This window comes from Pseudomonas sp. WPR_5_2, from assembly GCF_003634475.1.
Classification (GTDB): domain Bacteria; phylum Pseudomonadota; class Gammaproteobacteria; order Pseudomonadales; family Pseudomonadaceae; genus Aquipseudomonas; species Aquipseudomonas izuensis.
Window position 1 is genome coordinate 558,478 of record NZ_RBLA01000001.1, and the last position, 17,632, is coordinate 576,109.

At 58.6% G+C, this 17,632-nt stretch carries 16 protein-coding genes; 9 read left to right on the forward strand and 7 right to left on the reverse strand.

Annotated elements, in window-relative coordinates:
• Positions 1–3: 3 nt before the first annotated feature.
• From BJ917_RS02450 to BJ917_RS02460, 3 genes are all read left to right on the forward strand, one after another.
• Positions 4–1,476 carry a mannitol dehydrogenase family protein gene (locus BJ917_RS02450; RefSeq protein WP_121101605.1) on the forward strand — a complete coding sequence of 491 codons (1,473 nt, stop codon included), beginning with the start codon at positions 4–6 and terminating at the stop codon, positions 1,474–1,476.
• A 140-nt stretch (positions 1,477–1,616) separates the two neighbouring features.
• Positions 1,617–3,113: a xylulokinase gene (gene xylB, locus BJ917_RS02455; RefSeq protein WP_121101608.1), complete on the forward strand. Its 1,497-nt coding sequence runs from the start codon at positions 1,617–1,619 to the stop codon at positions 3,111–3,113.
• A 13-nt stretch (positions 3,114–3,126) separates the two neighbouring features.
• Entirely contained in the window at positions 3,127–4,071 is a 945-nt protein-coding gene (locus BJ917_RS02460; protein ID WP_121101611.1) for a carbohydrate kinase, read from the forward strand.
• A 122-nt stretch (positions 4,072–4,193) separates the two neighbouring features.
• Here BJ917_RS02460 and BJ917_RS02465 read toward each other — a convergent pair whose 3' ends face one another.
• Positions 4,194–5,495, reverse strand: a complete 1,302-nt coding sequence (locus BJ917_RS02465; protein WP_121101614.1) for an OprD family porin — start codon at positions 5,493–5,495, stop codon at positions 4,194–4,196.
• A gap of 433 nt (positions 5,496–5,928) precedes the next feature.
• Here BJ917_RS02465 and BJ917_RS02470 point away from each other — a divergent pair, with 433 nt between their 5' ends.
• Both BJ917_RS02470 and BJ917_RS02475 read left to right on the forward strand, forming a co-directional pair.
• Positions 5,929–6,201, forward strand: coding sequence for a DUF2790 domain-containing protein (locus BJ917_RS02470; protein ID WP_121101617.1), 273 nt, complete (start codon positions 5,929–5,931; stop codon positions 6,199–6,201).
• Between the two features lie 91 nt (positions 6,202–6,292).
• Positions 6,293–6,688, forward strand: a complete 396-nt coding sequence (locus BJ917_RS02475; RefSeq protein ID WP_096511270.1) for a hypothetical protein — start codon at positions 6,293–6,295, stop codon at positions 6,686–6,688.
• Here BJ917_RS02475 and BJ917_RS02480 read toward each other — a convergent pair.
• A complete protein-coding gene (locus tag BJ917_RS02480; RefSeq protein WP_096511268.1) occupies positions 6,685–6,957 on the reverse strand; it encodes a DUF1652 domain-containing protein in 273 nt (90 codons plus the stop codon). The two genes, BJ917_RS02475 and BJ917_RS02480, sit on opposite strands and share 4 nt — an antisense overlap.
• 283 nt (positions 6,958–7,240) lie before the next feature.
• On the opposite strand from BJ917_RS02480, the gene eco reads away from it, so the two are divergent.
• Entirely contained in the window at positions 7,241–7,723 is a 483-nt protein-coding gene (gene eco / locus BJ917_RS02485; RefSeq protein WP_121101620.1) for a serine protease inhibitor ecotin, read from the forward strand.
• 83 nt (positions 7,724–7,806) lie between these two features.
• Here eco and BJ917_RS02490 read toward each other — a convergent pair whose 3' ends face one another.
• Both BJ917_RS02490 and BJ917_RS02495 read right to left on the reverse strand, forming a co-directional pair.
• Complete coding sequence (locus BJ917_RS02490; protein ID WP_096511264.1) at positions 7,807–8,730, reverse strand: magnesium transporter CorA family protein; 924 nt, start codon at positions 8,728–8,730, stop codon at positions 7,807–7,809.
• A gap of 7 nt (positions 8,731–8,737) precedes the next feature.
• Positions 8,738–10,312, reverse strand: a complete 1,575-nt coding sequence (locus BJ917_RS02495; protein WP_096511262.1) for a RimK family protein — start codon at positions 10,310–10,312, stop codon at positions 8,738–8,740.
• A gap of 92 nt (positions 10,313–10,404) precedes the next feature.
• On the opposite strand from BJ917_RS02495, the gene rimI reads away from it, so the two are divergent.
• Positions 10,405–11,499 (forward strand): ribosomal protein S18-alanine N-acetyltransferase, encoded by a 1,095-nt coding sequence (gene rimI, locus BJ917_RS02500; RefSeq protein WP_096511260.1) that lies wholly within the window; start codon positions 10,405–10,407, stop codon positions 11,497–11,499.
• 137 nt (positions 11,500–11,636) lie between these two features.
• Here rimI and BJ917_RS02505 read toward each other — a convergent pair whose 3' ends face one another.
• Positions 11,637–12,800 (reverse strand): PQQ-dependent sugar dehydrogenase, encoded by a 1,164-nt coding sequence (locus BJ917_RS02505; RefSeq protein WP_121101623.1) that lies wholly within the window; start codon positions 12,798–12,800, stop codon positions 11,637–11,639.
• A 50-nt stretch (positions 12,801–12,850) separates the two neighbouring features.
• Complete coding sequence (locus tag BJ917_RS02510) at positions 12,851–13,207, reverse strand: hypothetical protein (protein WP_096511256.1); 357 nt, start codon at positions 13,205–13,207, stop codon at positions 12,851–12,853.
• Positions 13,208–13,399: 192 nt separating this feature from the next.
• Here BJ917_RS02510 and BJ917_RS02515 point away from each other — a divergent pair, with 192 nt between their 5' ends.
• The gene (locus BJ917_RS02515) at positions 13,400–14,260 is read left to right on the forward strand and encodes a Ku protein (protein WP_121103082.1); all 861 of its coding nucleotides are present in this window, start codon (positions 13,400–13,402) and stop codon (positions 14,258–14,260) included.
• A 65-nt stretch (positions 14,261–14,325) separates the two neighbouring features.
• Here the strand turns inward: BJ917_RS02515 and lpxO are convergent, their stop codons facing one another.
• Positions 14,326–15,225: a lipid A hydroxylase LpxO gene (lpxO, locus tag BJ917_RS02520; protein ID WP_096515375.1), complete on the reverse strand. Its 900-nt coding sequence runs from the start codon at positions 15,223–15,225 to the stop codon at positions 14,326–14,328.
• 491 nt (positions 15,226–15,716) lie between these two features.
• Here lpxO and BJ917_RS02525 point away from each other — a divergent pair, with 491 nt between their 5' ends.
• Entirely contained in the window at positions 15,717–17,303 is a 1,587-nt protein-coding gene (locus tag BJ917_RS02525; RefSeq protein ID WP_033044478.1) for an ABC-F family ATPase, read from the forward strand.
• The last annotated feature ends 329 nt before the right edge of the window (positions 17,304–17,632 follow it).

The following is a 17,632-nucleotide window of genomic DNA, read 5'->3' on the forward strand; positions in this document are numbered from 1 at the left end:
GTGATGAAATTGAACAAACAAAGCCTCAACCGCCTCGCCCCTGAAGTGGTCCTGCCTGCCTACGCCCTGAGCGACACCCGCCAAGGCATCGCCCATATCGGCGTCGGCGGTTTCCACCGCGCCCATCAGGCGTACTACACCGATGCGTTGATGAACCTGGGCGAAGGCCTCGATTGGGCCATCTGTGGCGTCGGCCTGCGCACCGAAGACCGCCGCGCCCGGGACGATCTCAAGGAACAGGACTGCCTGTTCACCTTGTTCGAACTGGGTGATACCGATGGCACCGAAGTCCGGGTGATCGGAGCGATCCGCGACATGCTGCTGGCCGAGGACGGTGCTCGAGCGCTGATCGACAAACTCGCCGATCCGCAGATCCGCATCGTCTCGCTGACCATCACAGAAGGTGGCTACTGCATCGACGACAGCACCGGCGAGTTCATGGCCCATCTGCCGCAGATCCAGCACGACCTGGCCAACCCGGACACGCCGAATACCGTGTTCGGTTTCCTCTGCGCCGCACTGGCCAAGCGCCGGGCAGCAGGTACGCCGGCGTTCACCTTGATGTCCTGCGATAACCTCCCGCACAACGGCGCAGTGACCCGCAAGGCGTTGCTGGCCTTCGCCGCGCTGCGGGATGTCCAATTGCGCGACTGGATCGAGCGCAACGTGAGCTTCCCCAATGCCATGGTCGACCGCATCACACCGATGACCAGTACTGAACATCGCCTGCAACTGGCCGACAAACACGGGGTGGACGATGCCTGGCCGGTGGTCTGCGAACCCTTTGTGCAATGGGTGCTGGAAGACAAATTCGTCTACGGCCGCCCGGCCTGGGAAAAGGTCGGCGTGCAGTTCACCGACGACGTCACGCCTTACGAAGAGATGAAAATCAAACTGCTCAACGGCAGCCATCTGGCCCTGACCTACCTGGGCTTTTTGAAGGGCTATCGCTTTGTCCACGAGACCATGGACGATCCGCTCTTCGTGCGCTTCATGCGCGACTACATGGACCTGGACGTGACCCCGCAGTTGTCAGCAGTGCCGGGGATCGATCTGACCGAGTACAAGAACACGCTGGTGGCACGTTTTTCCAACCGGGCGATCGCCGATCAACTGGAGCGGGTGTGTTCGGACGGTTCGTCGAAGTTTCCGAAGTTCACCGTACCAACCATCAACCGCCTGATCGCCGATGGCCGGGAGACCGAACGTGCGGCACTGGTCGTGGCGGCGTGGGCGTTGTATCTGAAGGGCGTGGACGAGAATGGCGAGACCTACTCGATCCCGGATCCGCGGGCGGCGTTCTGTCAGGCCCTGGTGGCGGATGATGCGTTGATCACCCAGCGTTTGCTGGCCGTCGAGGAGATTTTTGGCACGGCAATACCGCGTTCGGCGGAGTTTGTCGCGGCGTTCGAGTGGTGCTGCAACAGTTTGCGGAAGGTGGGGGTGACCAGGACTCTGGAGCGGGTGTTGGCTTAGACATGATGTTGAATGGACTGCCGTCTTCGCGAGCAGGCTCGCTCCCACATGGGGCAGCGTTGTACACAAAATCCCCTGTGGGAGCGAGTCTGCTCGCGAATAGGGACACCGAGATCGACCTGACACACCAAGGACCTGCCATGGCAAACCAACAACTATTCCTCGGCATCGACTGCGGCACCCAAGGCACCAAAGCCCTTGTCCTCGACGCAGTGAGCGGTCAGGTCCTCGGCCAGGGCGCCGCCGCACACACGCTGATCAGCGGCGCCAATGGCCGTCGCGAGCAAGACACCGCACAGTGGCTGGAAGCAGTCACCCTCGCCACCCGCCGCGCCTTGTCGGCGGCCAACGTCGATGGCCAGGACATCCTCGGCATTGGCGTCTCAGGCCAGCAACATGGCCTGGTGCTGCTCGACGACCAGGGCCAGGTCCTGCGCCCGGCCAAACTCTGGTGCGACACTGAAACCACCTCGGACAATGACCGGCTGCTCGAACATCTGGGCGGTGAAAAAGGATCGCTCGAACGCCTCGGCGTGGTCATCGCTCCGGGTTACACCCTGTCCAAACTGCTGTGGACCAAAGAACAGCATCCCGACATCTTTTCCCGCATCGCCCACATCCTGCTGCCCCACGACTACCTCAACTTCTGGCTCACCGGCCGAAGTTGCAGCGAGTACGGCGATGCATCCGGCACCGGCTACTTCAATGTGCGCAGCCGTCAATGGGATGTGCGGCTGCTGCGCGATATCGACCCCACCGGGCGCCTGCAAGCGGCATTGCCGAAACTGATCGACGCCCACGCAGCGGTCGGCACCGTGCTGCCGGCGATCGCCGAACAACTGGGCATCAACCCGAAGGCAATGGTTTCCAGTGGTGGTGGCGACAACATGATGGGCGCCATCGGCACCGGCAACATCCAGCCCGGCGCGATCACCATGAGCCTCGGCTCGTCCGGTACGGTGTATGCCTATGCCGACTCGCCGAAAGTCAGTGCCGATGCGGCGGTCGCGACCTTTTGTTCTTCCAGTGGCGGCTGGCTGCCGTTGATCTGCACCATGAACCTGACCAATGCCAACGGCGTCATTCGTGAGCTGTTCGAGCTGGACATCGAGCGCTTCAACGAGCTGGTGGCCCAGGCCCCCATCGGCGCCGAAGGGGTGTGCATGCTGCCCTTCCTCAACGGTGAACGGGTTCCCGCCCTGCCCCATGCCACCGGCAGTGTGCTGGGCCTGACCATGACCAACCTGACCCGGGCCAACCTGTGCCGCGCCGTGGTCGAAGGCACGACCTTTGGTTTGCGTCACGGACTGGACCTGTTGCGCCACAATGGCTTACAAAGCCGCAGCATTCGGCTGATCGGCGGCGGCTCGAAAAGCCAGGTGTGGCGGCAAATCATCGCCGACACCCTGAACACACCCGTGATTTGTACCGAACAAAGTGAAGCCGCCGCCCTTGGCGCGGCAATTCAGGCGGCGTGGTGCACATCCCGGGCGAACGGGCATGAGGACAGCCTGGCGGATCTGTGCCAGCGTTGCGTACAACTCGACATGGCCAGCGAAACCCAGCCGATTGCAGAGAACGTGGCGGCCTCGCAACGGGCCTATGAACGCTATCAACAGCATGTCGCAACCCTTTAAAGAGTGAACAACTATGTATCTGGTGTGTGGCGAAGCACTGTTCGATTTCTTCAGTGAAAACGATGCCAGCGGTCTGGCTTCCAAGATGAACTTCAAGGCCATTGCCGGCGGCTCGCCGTTCAATGTCGCGGTGGGTTTGCGCCGTTTGGGCGTGGACGCGGCGTTGTTTGCCGGGTTGTCCACTGACTACCTGGGGCGGCGCCTGTTGCAAGTGCTGCTAGATGAAGGCGTGTGCGCGGACTATCTGCTGGATTTCGCCGCGCCGACCACCCTGGCGATGGTTGCGGTCGGTGCCAATGGTTCACCGCACTACAGCTTCCGGGGTGAAGGCTGCGCCGATCGGCAGTTGAGGCTGGATCATCTACCGACGCTCGGACCAGAGGTTCGCGGTCTGCACATCGGCTCGTTCTCGTTGGTGGTGCAACCGATTGCCGACACCTTGCTGGCGTTGGTACAGCGAGAAAGCGGCAAGCGCCTGATCAGCCTCGATCCGAACGTGCGGCTCAATCCTGAACCCGATATCGATTTGTGGCGTTCGCGGATTGCCACCCTGGTCGAACATGCCGACCTGATCAAGGTCAGCGATGAGGATTTGAGCCTGCTGTATCCCGGGCAGGCCCCTGCGCAGATCATCGACGGTTGGTTGCAGCATCGCTGCCAGTTGGTGTGCCTGACCCGTGGGGGTGAAGGTGCGACGGTGTTCAGTCGCCCTTTTGGTTCGTGGTCGGTGCCGGCCTGTTCGGTGCAGATCGCCGATACCGTGGGGGCTGGAGACACTTTTCAAGCGGCATTGATTGCCTGGTTGACCGAGCAACAGCTGGATTCGATTGAGGGCTTGCGCCAACTGAGCCGTGAGCAGATCGATGCGATGGTGCGGTTTGCGGTTCAGGCGGCGGCGCTGACCTGCGGCAAGACCGGGCCGGATTTGCCGTATCGGAACCAACTAGAGCTTCAGTGAAGCTGATGGCCTCTTCGCGAGCAGGCTCGCTCCCACAATGGATCGATGTTGGACACAAAATTTGTGTTCGCTGAAGATCTACTGTGGGAGCGAGCCGGCTCGCGAAGGCATTTTCTCAGGCGCTACAGGACTGAAAAGTTGTAGCTGACGATCAACCGCGTCTCGTCCACATCCCGGGCAAACTGTTCGTAGTTGGTGCGATACGTCGCATTGCGCAGACGCAGGCTGACATCCTTGAACGTCCCGCTCTGCACCACGTATTTGAGTTCGCTGTCACGTTCCCACTCCTTGCCCTCCTGATCGCTGCCCGGCACCTTGATGTGGTCGCCGTTGACATAGCGGGTCAGGAACGTCAGCCCGTTGAGGCCGATGGCCTTGAAATCATAGTCATAGCGCAGTTGCCATGAGCGCTCCTGCGCGGCGGCGAAGTCGTTGACCTGCACATAGTTGACCAGGTACGGGTTGGTGCCATCCAGGTACGGCATCGAGTTGTCGCCGTTCATGCGCTGCCAGCCGGCGCTGAAGGTATGGCCGCTGATGGCGTAGGCGAGCATCCCGCTCAAGGCGCGGTTGTCGATGGAGCCGGCACGGGCAGCGCCGCTGTCGGCACTCTTGAGCACTCGCAAGTCGGCCTTGAGCACGCCCGCCCCCAGCGGCTGGTTGGCCAGCAACCCGATGAAATGCTGGCGATAGATGTCTTCGAGTTCGGCGTAGTGATACTGCGCGGTCAGGCGCTCATTGATCCTGTAGTCAAAACCGTACATATCGAAGTGATCGGCGGTGATGTTGCAGGCATAACGCTTGTTCTTGCAGTGCACGCGGATGTCCTGGGAATCGGTGGAATCCCGGGCGGTGTACTTGTCCAGGCGCGCGGCCATAAAGGACAGGTCCTTGACCTCTCTGGACGTGAGCATCGCGCCGTTGAACATCGTTGGCAGCAGACGCCCGTCGTTGTATTTGAGCAGCGGCACATCCGGCAACAGCGCGCCGTACTTCAACACGCTTTGCGAAACCCGGACCTTGCCCGTCAGACCCAGCTTGGCGTACTGATCCACCGAACCACGCGGGTTACTTCCGCTGGACGGTAGCAGACCGCTGTTGCTGCTGTCCGGGCTGGAGTCGAGCTTGAACCCGAGCATGCCCAGCGCGTCGACACCGAAACCGACCGTGCCTTCGGTATAGCCCGATTGCAGGTTGAGGATGAAGCCCTGGGCCGACTCGTCGCGCTTGGAGGCGCCCTGTTCGGTCGAGGTATGCCCGTCACGAAAATCGCGATTGAAATAGACGGTGCGCGATTCGATGTTCGCCTGAGTGTCATCGATAAAACCGCTCGCCCGGGTCGGTCCGGTAAAACCGGCGCACAGGACTAATGCGCCGAAGCCCAATGACTGGCGCGCGGTGATCAAGGTAAAGGGGGAACGCATGAAAAACTCCAACAGCGCTGCGTTAACGCCAAGGCGCACGCAGCCAAAAATAGCCTTCACCCGGACCAGTAGCTGGCCGGGAGAAGTGAACACGCGGGGGTGAGGGGCAATGATGGCAGAAGGCTTTATTTCGCTGCAGACGACTTTAGTCTGAATTTTCAATGCAGGAGCAAGCTTACTCGCGAGAAACCGAGAGCACCGCTGAGCGTTTCACGCGTTATCGTTCATGTCCATCGCGAGCAGAACTCGCTCCTACAGGGAAACCGTCGAGCGGTAGTGGCAAAGCGACAGGTGGCGTTCAGGCGAGTTAACCAATGCTTAATCGTACAGTCCAACACTTACTGGACCGCACGCCCTCAGAGTCCTCTGACGCCCAGTGCGGCAGGTTCGACGATACGTCGAACTCACTATCGCCTGCATTGGAGATCACCCCATGAACTCGCGCGCCCTGCTCGTTTCCGTTGCCCTTGCCTGTGCCCCGTTTGCCGGCATGGCCCAGGCCAACGACACCGCTTCCTCTCAAAACGTGCCCTCCTACCACTACGGCATGCCGCTGCACATCGGCAAGGTCATTTCGCTGACAGAACCTGCCACCATGGACTGCGAAGTGATCACCGCAAAAATGAAGTACATCGATGATCAGTCAGGCAAACCCGCCGAACTCGCCTATAGAAAACTTTCTGACGCCTGCAGTTATCAGAACTGACTGAAAAGTCTGAAATAACACCTTGCGGTATTCGCGTGAGGGATCTGACGCTATGCTTTAGCGCCTTCCCTCACTGCCGCAAGGATTCGCCATGCAGTTATCGTTTCGCCTGTTGTCGATGTTCACCGCCGTGCTATGTCTGTTCCTGGCGCTGGTCTGGGGTCTTGCGCCCGACTGGATGCTGGCCACCTGGGATATCGAGTATTCGCTGGCAGTGGGGGTGATCGCACGACGTACGGCGGTGCTGTTTGCAGTGTTGGGGGTGATGTTTTATCTGGTGCGCAACGAGGCGCCATCCGCTACCCGCAGTGCGCTGAGCAACGGTTTCATGATCGGCTGCTGGGGGCTGGCCATACTGGGTTTCGGCGAATGGCTAAACGGCCATGCCGGTCCGGGCATTTTGCTGGCTGTCGGGGTCGAACTGGCGCTGGGCCTGGCTTTTTTCCAGACCCGGCGCGCGTCGGTGGAACTCGAAACCGCGGCTTAAAGTGCTTTGCGCACCGTCTGGGGGTGCCCGGGTTCTACATAGTGATGCTGAAGATCGGTACGCAGTTCTGCGATCAGTTCGTTGATTTCCCGACAGCCATTGAGGCGTTGCGCGTTGATGCCTGTCTTCAATAGATCCAGCTGATCGGTTTCCCCGTCTGCATACACTTTTACGGTCATCGACAAATCCGGAGACAGCGTGCACTGACACCGTTTGGGCAGGAAGCTGCTTTCAATGATGTTGCGAAGTTCCAAGGCAGAAAGAAACATTGCGACCCTCTCCTTTGTGATACTGCTAAACAATCATCGACGCTGACTCGTTTGCAATCCCGGCCAGCTTAAGAACAGCTACAGCATAAAACATGCCTTGAATTACGCTCTGCAGCTCATCGGTAATTCAGGAAGTTATCCAAAAGCCAGGATAAACCGGTCATGCAATATGCGAAAAAGATCATGGGGCGCCGTGCAATTTGCACACACTTGCCGGTTTGCATTCGTCGTCGACCGCGGTAAAAATCCCAATCCCACATTAGTACATATGCAATGAGGCAACATGAATTCCATAGCCTTTAACACGACCGTCGGGCTGATTGTGGCGGCACTGTCCAGCGTCGTGCAGGCGGCAAATCTCGAAAAAGTCGCGCCCTACCCCCAACCTGAAAGCGGATTCACCCGCCAAGTCATAAACCTCACCCCGCAAACCCGGGAAGACGACTTCAAGGTGGAAATCCTCGCCGGCAAAACTCTGACCGTCGACTGCAACCGGCAACGTCTGGGGGGCACGCTTGAAGAAAAGAACCTCGAAGGCTGGGGTTATCCGTTTTACCGCCTGGAAAAAGTCATGGGTCCGGCAAGCACGCTGATGGCCTGCCCGGACGGCAAGCGCAAACAGGATTTCGTGCCAGTCATCGGTGACGGATTCATGCTGCGCTACAACAGCAAGCTGCCGATTGTCCTTTACGTGCCCAAGGATGTAGAGGTGCGTTACCGCATCTGGTCGGCGTCAAGCAAGGTCGACAGGGCCGTGTCTGAATAACCGTCGCTGCTCGTGCCATTGCCATCGCGAGCAGGCTCACTCCCACATCGGATCTGCGGCTTGCCTGTAACCCTGTGGGAGATTCATCTGGCCAGGCGCTTGAGCCCAAGCACCATCCCCCCTGCCCCCACCATCATCGCCGCCAGGAACAACGGGTAAGACACCCACCACGGCGTACCCGCCGTCATCATGCTGAACTCGGACATGCCGCCAATGCTCGCAATCAGGTTCAACGGCAGAAACACCACGTTGATCAGTGTCAGTTTGCGCAGCAGGTTGTTCATGCTGTTGTTCATCAGGTTGCCCCGTGCGTCGATGAGCCCGGAAAACACCGTCGAGTAGATTTCTGCCTGTTTGTAGCACTGATTGTTTTCAATGATCAGGTCGTCGATCAGGCCAATGGCATGGGGGCCGAAGTGCTCCTTTTGCGCATGATTGCGCAATCGGGTCAGGACCGCGCCGTTGCTGTGGATCGCGTTGATGTAATAGATCAGGCTTTCGCTGAGATTGAACATCTGGATCAGGTGCTGGTTCTGCATCGAGGCGTTGAACTTCTGTTGCAACTCCCGGGCGACCAGTTTGATGACTTTAAGGTGGCCCAAATAATGGTGGATGTTGTTGAACATCAGATCGAGCAAAACATCCAGCGGTGTATTCAGTGCCTGTCGCCTGCCCAACCCGCTGAGCGGCGCGTCGTCGGTAGCGATCACCAGCAAGCGGTCCGGGCAAAACAACAGCCCGCAGGACGACACCTCGAAAGACAGGCTGCCGGCACCCGAATAGTTTTCCGGGCGCTTCCAGATCAGGAACAGGTTGTCGGGATGGAACTCGATGCGTGAGACCTCGTCCGGGTCAAGCGCCGAAGCCAGGGCATGCTCATCGAGTTTGAAGTGACTGTGCAGCAAATCCCGCTCGGCGGCATCGGGGTTGCTGAACAGCATGACGTCGGCGTCCAGCCGCTCAACGCCATGCAATGCGCCGTGAACCAATTCGAAACTCTTGATCATCGGCGGCTCACCAGGCCTGACCGCGACGCTTGAGTTCCAGGCGGCGAACGAACTCTTCCAGCACCAGTGAATACAGATCGTCCTGCAGGTACGCGTCTTCGATGCCGGCGTCCATGTTCGGGTTGTCGTTGACCTCGATCACTACCACTTTGTCGCCGGATTGCTTCAGGTCGACTCCGTAGAGGCCATCGCCGATCAAGTTGGCCGTTTTGACCGCCAGTTCCACCACCGCACGCGGCGCTTCGTGAACCGCAAGGGTGCGGCATTCGCCGTTGATGTCCTGGCCCTTGGCCTTGTGGTTGTAGATTTGCCAGTGGCCCTTGGACATGAAGTATTGGCAAGCAAAGATCGGTTTTCGGTTGAGTACACCGATGCGCCAGTCGTACTCGGTGTAAAAAAACTCCTGCGCGAGCAGCAGCACCGAATGTTCGAACAATTCGGCGGTCGCTTCGAGCAGGGCCTGCTGACTTTCAACCTTGATCACCCCTCGGGAGAAACAACCGTCGGGGATTTTCAACACCAGCGGAAACCCCAGGCGCTCGCCAACCCGCTCGAAGTCTTCCGGTCGTTCCTTGTAGAGGATTTCGGTGGCGGGCATGCCCAGTTGATGGCTCTTGAGCAGGTCGGTCAGGTACACCTTGTTGGTGCAGCGCAGGATCGACGTCGGGTCGTCCATCACCACCAACCCTTCACTCTCGGCTTTCTTGGCGAAGCGGTAAGTGTGGTTGTCAACGCTGGTGGTCTCGCGAATCAACAAACCGTCGTATTCGGCAATTCGTGAATAGTCCTTGCGCTCGATCAGTTCGACGTCGATGCCCAGCGTCCTGCCGACCCTGACGAAGTTATCCAGTGCCTTGGCATTCGACGGCGGCAAGGCCTCTTGAGGATCGTGCAGGATGGCCAGGTCGTATCGAGCCAAGCGTCGTGAACGTGGCATGCGCCAGATCTTGCGACTGAAGCTGTCAAAGGAGTGGGCAAACTGATCTTCCTGATCTTCGCGCAACTTGTGCAGCGCACCGGACTTGATACCTTCGATGTGCCAACCATTAGTTCGGCGAAACTCAACCAGCAATATCGGACAGGCAAACACTTCAAATAACTGCCGAGCCAAATCCTGCAACGGTTCAATATGGGTCTTGCCAAAATACAACGTCAGGGTAAAACCTTCGGTATCGCTATAAGCATGGTGGCTCAGCGCTTTTTCCAGGGTTTTATCCAGGTCATCCAGCGCCAGTCCGTACAGGGATTTACGGGTCAGTTCACTGATGGTTCGCACCGACGGAATGACCTTGTGTCCACGGGCTTCGGCCAGCAGCGAGCAGTAATAACCATGCCCCAGGTACTTGTAGCTGCGGCACAGGTTGATGACCTGCACACGCTTGCCCTGCTCATTGTCGCGGGTTTGTTCCAGGTATTCCTGGGCCGTGACGATGTCCTCGCTGGGAAAGTAGGTGGCCCAGTCTTCCTTGCGTTCGACGATGATAATCAATTGGCTGGAAGTTCTATTAGTGTCATTTAAATAAGTTGCTGTCGGCAAAATTTGCTCGGATACTTCGCGCCAATGACCTTGTACCGCTGACATAGTGATTGATCCGTTGGAGAACAAGACCTTTCCTATTAAGCACGAACTTTTTCGAAAGTCCCGTTTCGTTACGCAACTTTTACGGCGGTCATATGAATACGCTTTTTCGTTTGGCGGTAATGGAAGATTTACCCGCGCTATTGCAACTTGAAGAGCAATGCTTCACCACCGATCGGCTCAACAACCGCAACTTTCAATGGATGATCAGCCGCGCCCACGGCCAACTGCTCGTGGCCCGGCGCGGTGAGGATTTGTTGGGTTATGCCGTGGTGCTGTTCCATCGGGGTACGTCACTGGCGCGCCTGTATTCGATTGCCATCGCGCCCCAGGCTCGTGGCAATGGCTTGGGCAAGCAGTTGCTCGATCGAGTCGAAGCCAGTGCCCTGGAACACGATTGCGCCTATTTGCGGCTTGAAGTGCGTATCGACAATCCGGCAGCAATCGCCCTGTATGAGCGCAACGGTTACCGACGCTTTGCCCTGATTCACGACTATTACCAGGACCATGCCGATGCCCTGCGCCTGGAAAAGCGCATCCTCCAGCACCGCGACTCGCGCGACATTCAAGTGCCCTACTACCCACAGACCACCGAATTCACCTGCGGCCCGGCGTGCCTGCTCATGGCCATGGGCGCTCTGCAACGGGACCGGTTGCTGGAGCGTCGCGAAGAACTGCAGATCTGGCGCGAGGCAACCACCGTATTCATGACCTCCGGCCACGGCGGCTGCAGCCCCCAGGGTCTGGCACTGGCCGCCTGGCGTCGCGGGTTTCGGGTGCGCCTGCAACTGAGCATGCTCGGGCCGTTGTTCCTCGACGGGGTACGGGACGAGCATAAAAAAGACGTAATGCGCCTGGTGCACGAGGAGTTCACCGCGCAACTACTTGCCAGTGACGTCGAGCGTGAGATTGGCGGGCCACTGAATCTGCCGCAACTGTTGAAGCATGGCGGGCAGCCATTGGTGCTGATCAGCAGCTATCGCCTGACTCGCTCCAAGTCGCCGCACTGGGTCATCGTCACCGATTGCGACGACGAATTCGTCTATCTGCACGATCCCGATGTGGACCATAGCCAGCATCGCCAGGCCATGGACTGCCAGCATCTGCCGGTCAGCCATGGGGAGTTCGAGAAGATGTGCAGCTTTGGGCGGGACAAATTACGGGCGGCGGTGATTCTTTACCGTCGGTGAGAAACCTGTGGCGAGGGAGTTTACTCCCGCTCGGCGGCGGAGCCGTCGCAAGACCTGTTTGCACGATTTGCCTGAAAGAATGCTAGGGGCCGCTTCGCACCCCAACGGGAGCAAGCTCCCTCGCCACAAAAGCAAAACTATTTCAAGCCGATCTTGTAAAGCTCCCCATCCTCTTCATCGGTCAACACGTACAAATACCCATCCGGCCCTTGCCGTACATCGCGAATGCGCTTGCCGAGTTCACCCAGTAAGCGCTCTTCGTGAACGACCTTATCGCCGTCGAATTGCAGGCGGATCAATTCCTGGGTCACCAGCGCGCCGATGAATGCGTTGTGCTGCCAGGCCTTGAAGCGATCACCGTCGTAGAACGCCATGCCACTCAAGCCGGGTGACTTTTCCCAGACATGGTGTGGCCCGACGGTGCCCTCGGCGTTTTTGCCGTTGGCTTCCGGAATCGGCTGCCCGGAATAGTCGATGCCGTGGGTGGCCAGCGGCCAGCCGTAATTCTTCCCGCGTTCGATGATGTTGACCTCGTCACCACCCCGGGGACCGTGCTCGTTTTCCCAAAGGATGCCGGTCCAGGGGTTGAGCGCTGCGCCTTGCGGATTGCGAACGCCGTAGGCCCAAATCTCGGGACGTACGCCGGCCTGGCCGACAAAGGGGTTGTCGTCCGGCACCTTGCCATCCGGATAGATCCGCACGATCTTGCCTTGAAGCTTGTCGAGATCCTGGGCAGTCGGGCGATCGTTGTTTTCGCCCAGGGTAATGAACAGATAACCCTCGCGGTCGAACACCAGTCGCGAACCAAAATGGTTGCCGACCGACAGCTTGGGTTCCTGGCGGAAAATTACTGTGAAATTTTTCAGGTTCGTCAGGTCCTCGGACAACTGTCCACGGCCGACGGCAGTGCCGGCCTTGTCACCCTGACCGCCACCTTCGGCGTACGACAGATAGAGCGTGCGGTCCTGCTTGAAATCCGGTGACAACGCCACATCCAGCAATCCGCCCTGCCCTTTGGCCCAGACCTTTGGTACGCCGTTGATGGGCGCGGACAGTTTGCCGTCGGCGGTCACGACTCGCAGGTTGCCGGGCCGCTCAGTCACCAGCATGCCTTTGCGGTCAGGAAGAAACGCCAGCGCCCAGGGATGTTCCAGCCCCCGGGCAATCGGCGTGACCTCCAGGGTGCCCTGTTCGCTGTTCAAGTCCCGGGAAGGCGCCGCCAGAGCAGACAGTGTGGCGATCAGACATGCGCTGGCGCAGACAGTGGCCAGGAGGGGCTTCAGGAGGGCTGGTCGCAACATGCACGGTTCCTATTGTCATGGGAATGTGTGACTGGACGGTTGCCTGTCACTCAATTACTGGTGGCTGGGTCTCGAACAGGTGGGTTAGGGAGAAACTTGGGTGGATTGGCGGGCACTGACTGACTCTGGGGATAGCGATTGCCAATACCGCCGTTGTCGAGGGTCGGCGGCCGCGGCACCGGCACGGTGTTCGGGCCACGAATCGCCGGGGCGCTGGGTTGCGTGCCCTGCATGCTGTTGGGATTGGCGCGGCGGATCGGGCTGTTGTATGGATTGTTATTGCCGCTGTTCGGCAGCGTCTGGGCGACCTGCAAGGGTGAGTGCGCCGAAATGTCCTGCGCCTGGGCCCACGGGCCCAAAACGCCGCTCAAGGCCAGCAGAATGAGGCCGGGTATGCTTCGGTTCATGGGGTGCCTCGCGACGTGGGCGTGTTCAAGGTCTTCGATAACACGCTACGCCCAGGGCTCGGATTTGTTAACCAAAACCTCCAGGGCGAGATGTAACACGAAGTTGATCCCCTGCCCGCAAAGGGCTACAGGCCGCTGAAACTTTTGCGCGCGACCGCAGGTCACCTGAACATCACTTTCGAGAACACGACCATGGCGCGGGCAATCTGGAAAGGCGCGATCAGTTTCGGGTTGGTGCATATCCCCGTGGCACTGGTTTCGGCGACTTCCTCGCAAGGGGTGGACTTCGACTGGCTCGATAGCCGCAGCATGGAGCCGGTGGGCTACAAGCGCGTCAACAAGGTCACCGGCAAGGAAGTGACCAAGGAGCACATCGTCAAGGGTGTCGCCTACGAAAAAGGCCGATACGTCGTACTCAGCGAAGAGGAAATCCGCTCGGCGCATCCACTGTCGACCCAGACCATCGATATCTTTTCCTTTGTCGACAGTGAGCAGATTCCGTTGCAGAACATCGACACGCCTTATTACCTCGCGCCGGATAAACGCGGCGGCAAGGTTTATGCGCTCTTGCGTGAAACCCTCTCAAAAACCAACAAAGTCGCCCTGGCCCGCGTGGTGCTGCATACCCGTCAGTATCTCGCCGCCTTGATGCCCATGGAATCGGCCCTGGTGCTGGTGAAACTGCGCTGGCCGGCGGAGGTACGCAGCCTGGATGAACTGGCGCTGGGACCGGACGTGACCAAGGCCGAACTGGCCAAGGGCGAACTGGACATGGCCAAGCGCCTGGTGCAGGACATGAGCGCCGAGTGGTCGCCGGACGATTATCGGGATGAGTTCGAAGACAAGATCATGGCGCTGGTCGACAAGAAGGCCCATGAAGGCAAGATCGAGGATGTTGAAACGGATACGGAAGAAGAGACCCGCAAGACGGCGGATGTGATTGATTTGACCGAGTTGCTCAAGCGCAGTCTGGGGAGCAAGGGGGCGGGTAAGCCAGTATCCAAGCCCAAAGCGGCAAGCAAACCTGCGCCAAGGAAGAAAGTCAGCAAGTGATGTGCTGAACGTTGCGTCCCCATCGCGGGCAAGCCCGCTACCACAGGGCGGCGCTGAAACACTTCTCAGATCAGGACGAAGATCGCCAGCAAACCACCAAAAATCGCCCACTTTTCCAGGTAATAGAGCTTGCGATTGCGCTTTTTCAGCTCTTTGCCGCGCAGGCGAATCCTGTAGATCTTGCTGAACAGGCGATTGATGCCGCCGGTCTTGTCACCCGCTTCATTCGGCGCGCCCGCGGCCGACATTACGGTGCGGCTGAACCAGCCATTGAACGCTGCCGCCCAGCGATATTTCATTGGGCGCTCGACATCGCAGAACAAAATGATGCGGTTTTGCTCCGTGGTGTTCTCGGCGTAATGAATGTAGGTCTCGTCGAACATCACCGCTTCACCGTCACGCCAGTGGTAGTTCTGGCCATCGACGTTGATGTAGCAGCCTGCATCGTTGGGCGTTTCCAGGCCCAGGTGATAGCGGTAGGAACCGGCATACGGGTCACGGTGACGCACCAGCCTGGAACCCGGTGGCAACTCGGCGAACATCGCCGCCTTGATCGAGCCGATGCCCTGCACCAGTTCGGTAGTACGCGGGCAGAGCTTCATTGCAGAGGGGTGGCTGTCGCCGTACCACTTGAGGTAGAAGCGTTTCCAGCCGGTCTTGAAAAACGAGTTGAAGCCGACATCGTCGTACTGGTTCGAGCGCTTGATCTCACCGGCCCGCAGCAGGTTCTGGCCTTCGGCACGGATTTCCTCCCAATGGGTTTGCAATGGCGTCAAGTCGGGAAAATCCGCCGGATCGAGAAACGGCTTGTTGGGGATCCTGGAAAACAGATAAAGGAAGCAATTGATCGGCGCCAGAAAGGTCGAATGATCGCTTAACTGGCGGCGCAGCTTGTGGCGCACGTGACCACGCAGGTGTACATACGCGATGGATACAACGTAGAGAGTGGCAATGATGATTTTCACGGAAATCGTCACACGTCAGAAGTAAACAACCTGCGCCCCCTACCCACCAATGGTCTGCGGGTCTTGTGCAGCGTCTGCAAACGTAACAGTGGTCCGGGCGCCCGTCCTTGAGCCGATGCCGTATCCCGGCATCAGAGAAAGATGGCATTTTAGCCACAGATTGTAACCAATAGTTAATCTGAAACGGTGAAAATGTGTCCGCCGAAACGACCAATGCATCGCGGCGGCCTCATTGCCCTATCGTTTAAAGAGCCAGACCAGTACAATCGCCGCCAAACTTTACGCGCCCCCCTTGGTTGATGACGGGAATGACCCCGGCCTCAGCGCACTTCGACTCGGGCCAAGCGCTCCACATGCAGCTGTCCACTTATTGCCAGATGGAACTTCCGCTTCTGACCGGGATGTATGTCCCGTGATCCGAATCGTGGAAACGGGTACTGATTCGGTACTGCCGCACCCTAGCTACTCTGAATGCTTCGCAGGAAAAACCTTTGATTTCTACAGCTAACATCACGATGCAGTTCGGCGCCAAGCCGCTTTTCGAAAACGTTTCGGTCAAGTTCAACGGTGGCAACCGTTATGGCTTGATTGGCGCCAACGGTTGCGGCAAGTCGACGTTCATGAAAATTCTCGGCGGTGATCTAGAGCCCTCCGGTGGCCAGGTCATGCTCGAGCCGAACGTACGCCTGGGTAAATTGCGTCAGGACCAGTTCGCCTACGAAGAATTCACCGTGATCGACACCGTGATCATGGGTCACGAAGAGCTGTGGAAGGTCAAGGCCGAGCGCGACCGCATCTATTCGCTGCCGGAAATGAGCGAAGAAGACGGCATGGCCGTGGCCGAGTTGGAAACCGAGTTCGCCGAGATGGACGGCTACACCGCCGAATCCCGTGCCGGTGAACTGCTGCTGGGTCTGGGTATTCCACTGGAACAGCATTTCGGCCCGATGTCCGAAGTGGCTCCGGGCTGGAAACTGCGGGTGTTGCTGGCCCAGGCACTGTTCTCCGATCCGGAAGTGCTGTTGCTCGACGAACCGACCAACCACCTGGACATCAACACCATTCGCTGGCTGGAATCGATTCTCACCGTGCGTAACAGCACCATGATCATCATTTCCCACGACCGTCACTTCCTCAACAGCGTCTGCACCCACATGGCCGACCTGGACTACGGTGAACTGCGCCTGTTCCCGGGCAACTATGACGAGTACATGACCGCGGCGACCCAGTCCCGCGAGCAACTGCTGTCGGACAACGCCAAGAAGAAAGCCCAGATCGCCGAACTGCAAACGTTCGTCAGCCGCTTCTCGGCCAACGCCTCGAAAGCCAAGCAGGCCACCTCCCGCGCCAAGCAGATCGACAAGATCCAGCTGGCCGAAGTCAAGCCATCGAGCCGCGTGAGCCCGTTCATCCGCTTCGAACAGACCAAAAAGCTGCACCGCCAGGCCGTGACCATCGAGCAGATGTCCAAGGGCTTCGACGGCAAGACCCTGTTCAAGAACTTCAGCTTTACCGTCGAAGCCGGCGAGCGCGTGGCGATCATCGGCCCGAACGGTATCGGCAAGACCACCTTGCTGCGTACGCTGATGGGCGAACTGACCCCGGACGCCGGCTCCGTGAAGTGGACCGAAAGCGCGGAGCTGGGCTACTACGCCCAGGACCATGCCCATGACTTCGAAGACGACGTCAGCCTTTTTGACTGGATGGGCCAGTGGACCCAGGGCGAGCAGATCATTCGTGGCACCCTGGGCCGCATGCTGTTCTCCAACGACGAGATCCTCAAGTCGGTCAAGGTCATCTCCGGTGGTGAGCAAGGGCGCATGCTGTTCGGCAAGTTGATCCTGCAAAAACCGAACGTACTGGTGATGGACGAACCGACCAACCACCTGGACATGGAATCCATCGAGGCGCTGAACCTGGCGCTGGAGAACTACCCAGGCACGCTGATCTTCGTCAGCCACGACCGTGAGTTCGTATCGTCCCTGGCCACTCGCATCATCGAGCTGAGCCCCAATGGCGTGACCGACTTCAGCGGTACCTACGACGACTACCTGCGTAGCCAGGGTGTGGTGTTCTAAGGGTAGCTATTAGTTTCGAGCTGCAAGCTTCAAGAGAAAAGCCCTGTCCTGGTGATGGGGCTTTTTGCATTTCAAGGTTACCTTTCTCATTGGTATCAAGAGCTTCGCGAGCAGGCTCGCTCCCACAGGGAAACGCGTTCCAAATGTGGGAGCCAGGATGTGGTGTTCTAAGGGTAGCTACTAGCCTTTAGCTGCAAGCCTCAAGTGAAAAGCCCTGTCCTTGTGACGGGGCTTTTTGCATTTCAAGGTTACCTTTCTCATTGGTATCAAGAGCTTCGCGAGCAGGCTCGCTCCCACAGGGAAACGCGTTCCAAATGTGGGAGCCAGGG

Bases quoted from the DNA above. Each gene is read 5' to 3' on its own strand.
- BJ917_RS02450 (WP_121101605.1), top strand. From the start codon at position 4: ATGAAATTGAACAAACAAAGCCTCAACCGCCTCGCCCCTGAAGTGGTC.
- BJ917_RS02515 (WP_121103082.1), top strand. From the start codon at position 13,400: ATGGCGCGGGCAATCTGGAAAGGCGCGATCAGTTTCGGGTTGGTGCAT.
- BJ917_RS02460 (WP_121101611.1), top strand. From the start codon at position 3,127: ATGTATCTGGTGTGTGGCGAAGCACTGTTCGATTTCTTCAGTGAAAAC.
- BJ917_RS02505 (WP_121101623.1), bottom strand. From the start codon at position 12,800: ATGTTGCGACCAGCCCTCCTGAAGCCCCTCCTGGCCACTGTCTGCGCC.
- BJ917_RS02510 (WP_096511256.1), bottom strand. From the start codon at position 13,207: ATGAACCGAAGCATACCCGGCCTCATTCTGCTGGCCTTGAGCGGCGTT.
- BJ917_RS02475 (WP_096511270.1), top strand. From the start codon at position 6,293: ATGCAGTTATCGTTTCGCCTGTTGTCGATGTTCACCGCCGTGCTATGT.
- BJ917_RS02495 (WP_096511262.1), bottom strand. From the start codon at position 10,312: ATGTCAGCGGTACAAGGTCATTGGCGCGAAGTATCCGAGCAAATTTTG.
- BJ917_RS02490 (WP_096511264.1), bottom strand. From the start codon at position 8,730: ATGATCAAGAGTTTCGAATTGGTTCACGGCGCATTGCATGGCGTTGAG.
- eco (WP_121101620.1), top strand. From the start codon at position 7,241: ATGAATTCCATAGCCTTTAACACGACCGTCGGGCTGATTGTGGCGGCA.
- rimI (WP_096511260.1), top strand. From the start codon at position 10,405: ATGAATACGCTTTTTCGTTTGGCGGTAATGGAAGATTTACCCGCGCTA.
- BJ917_RS02465 (WP_121101614.1), bottom strand. From the start codon at position 5,495: ATGCGTTCCCCCTTTACCTTGATCACCGCGCGCCAGTCATTGGGCTTC.
- xylB (WP_121101608.1), top strand. From the start codon at position 1,617: ATGGCAAACCAACAACTATTCCTCGGCATCGACTGCGGCACCCAAGGC.
- BJ917_RS02470 (WP_121101617.1), top strand. From the start codon at position 5,929: ATGAACTCGCGCGCCCTGCTCGTTTCCGTTGCCCTTGCCTGTGCCCCG.
- BJ917_RS02480 (WP_096511268.1), bottom strand. From the start codon at position 6,957: ATGTTTCTTTCTGCCTTGGAACTTCGCAACATCATTGAAAGCAGCTTC.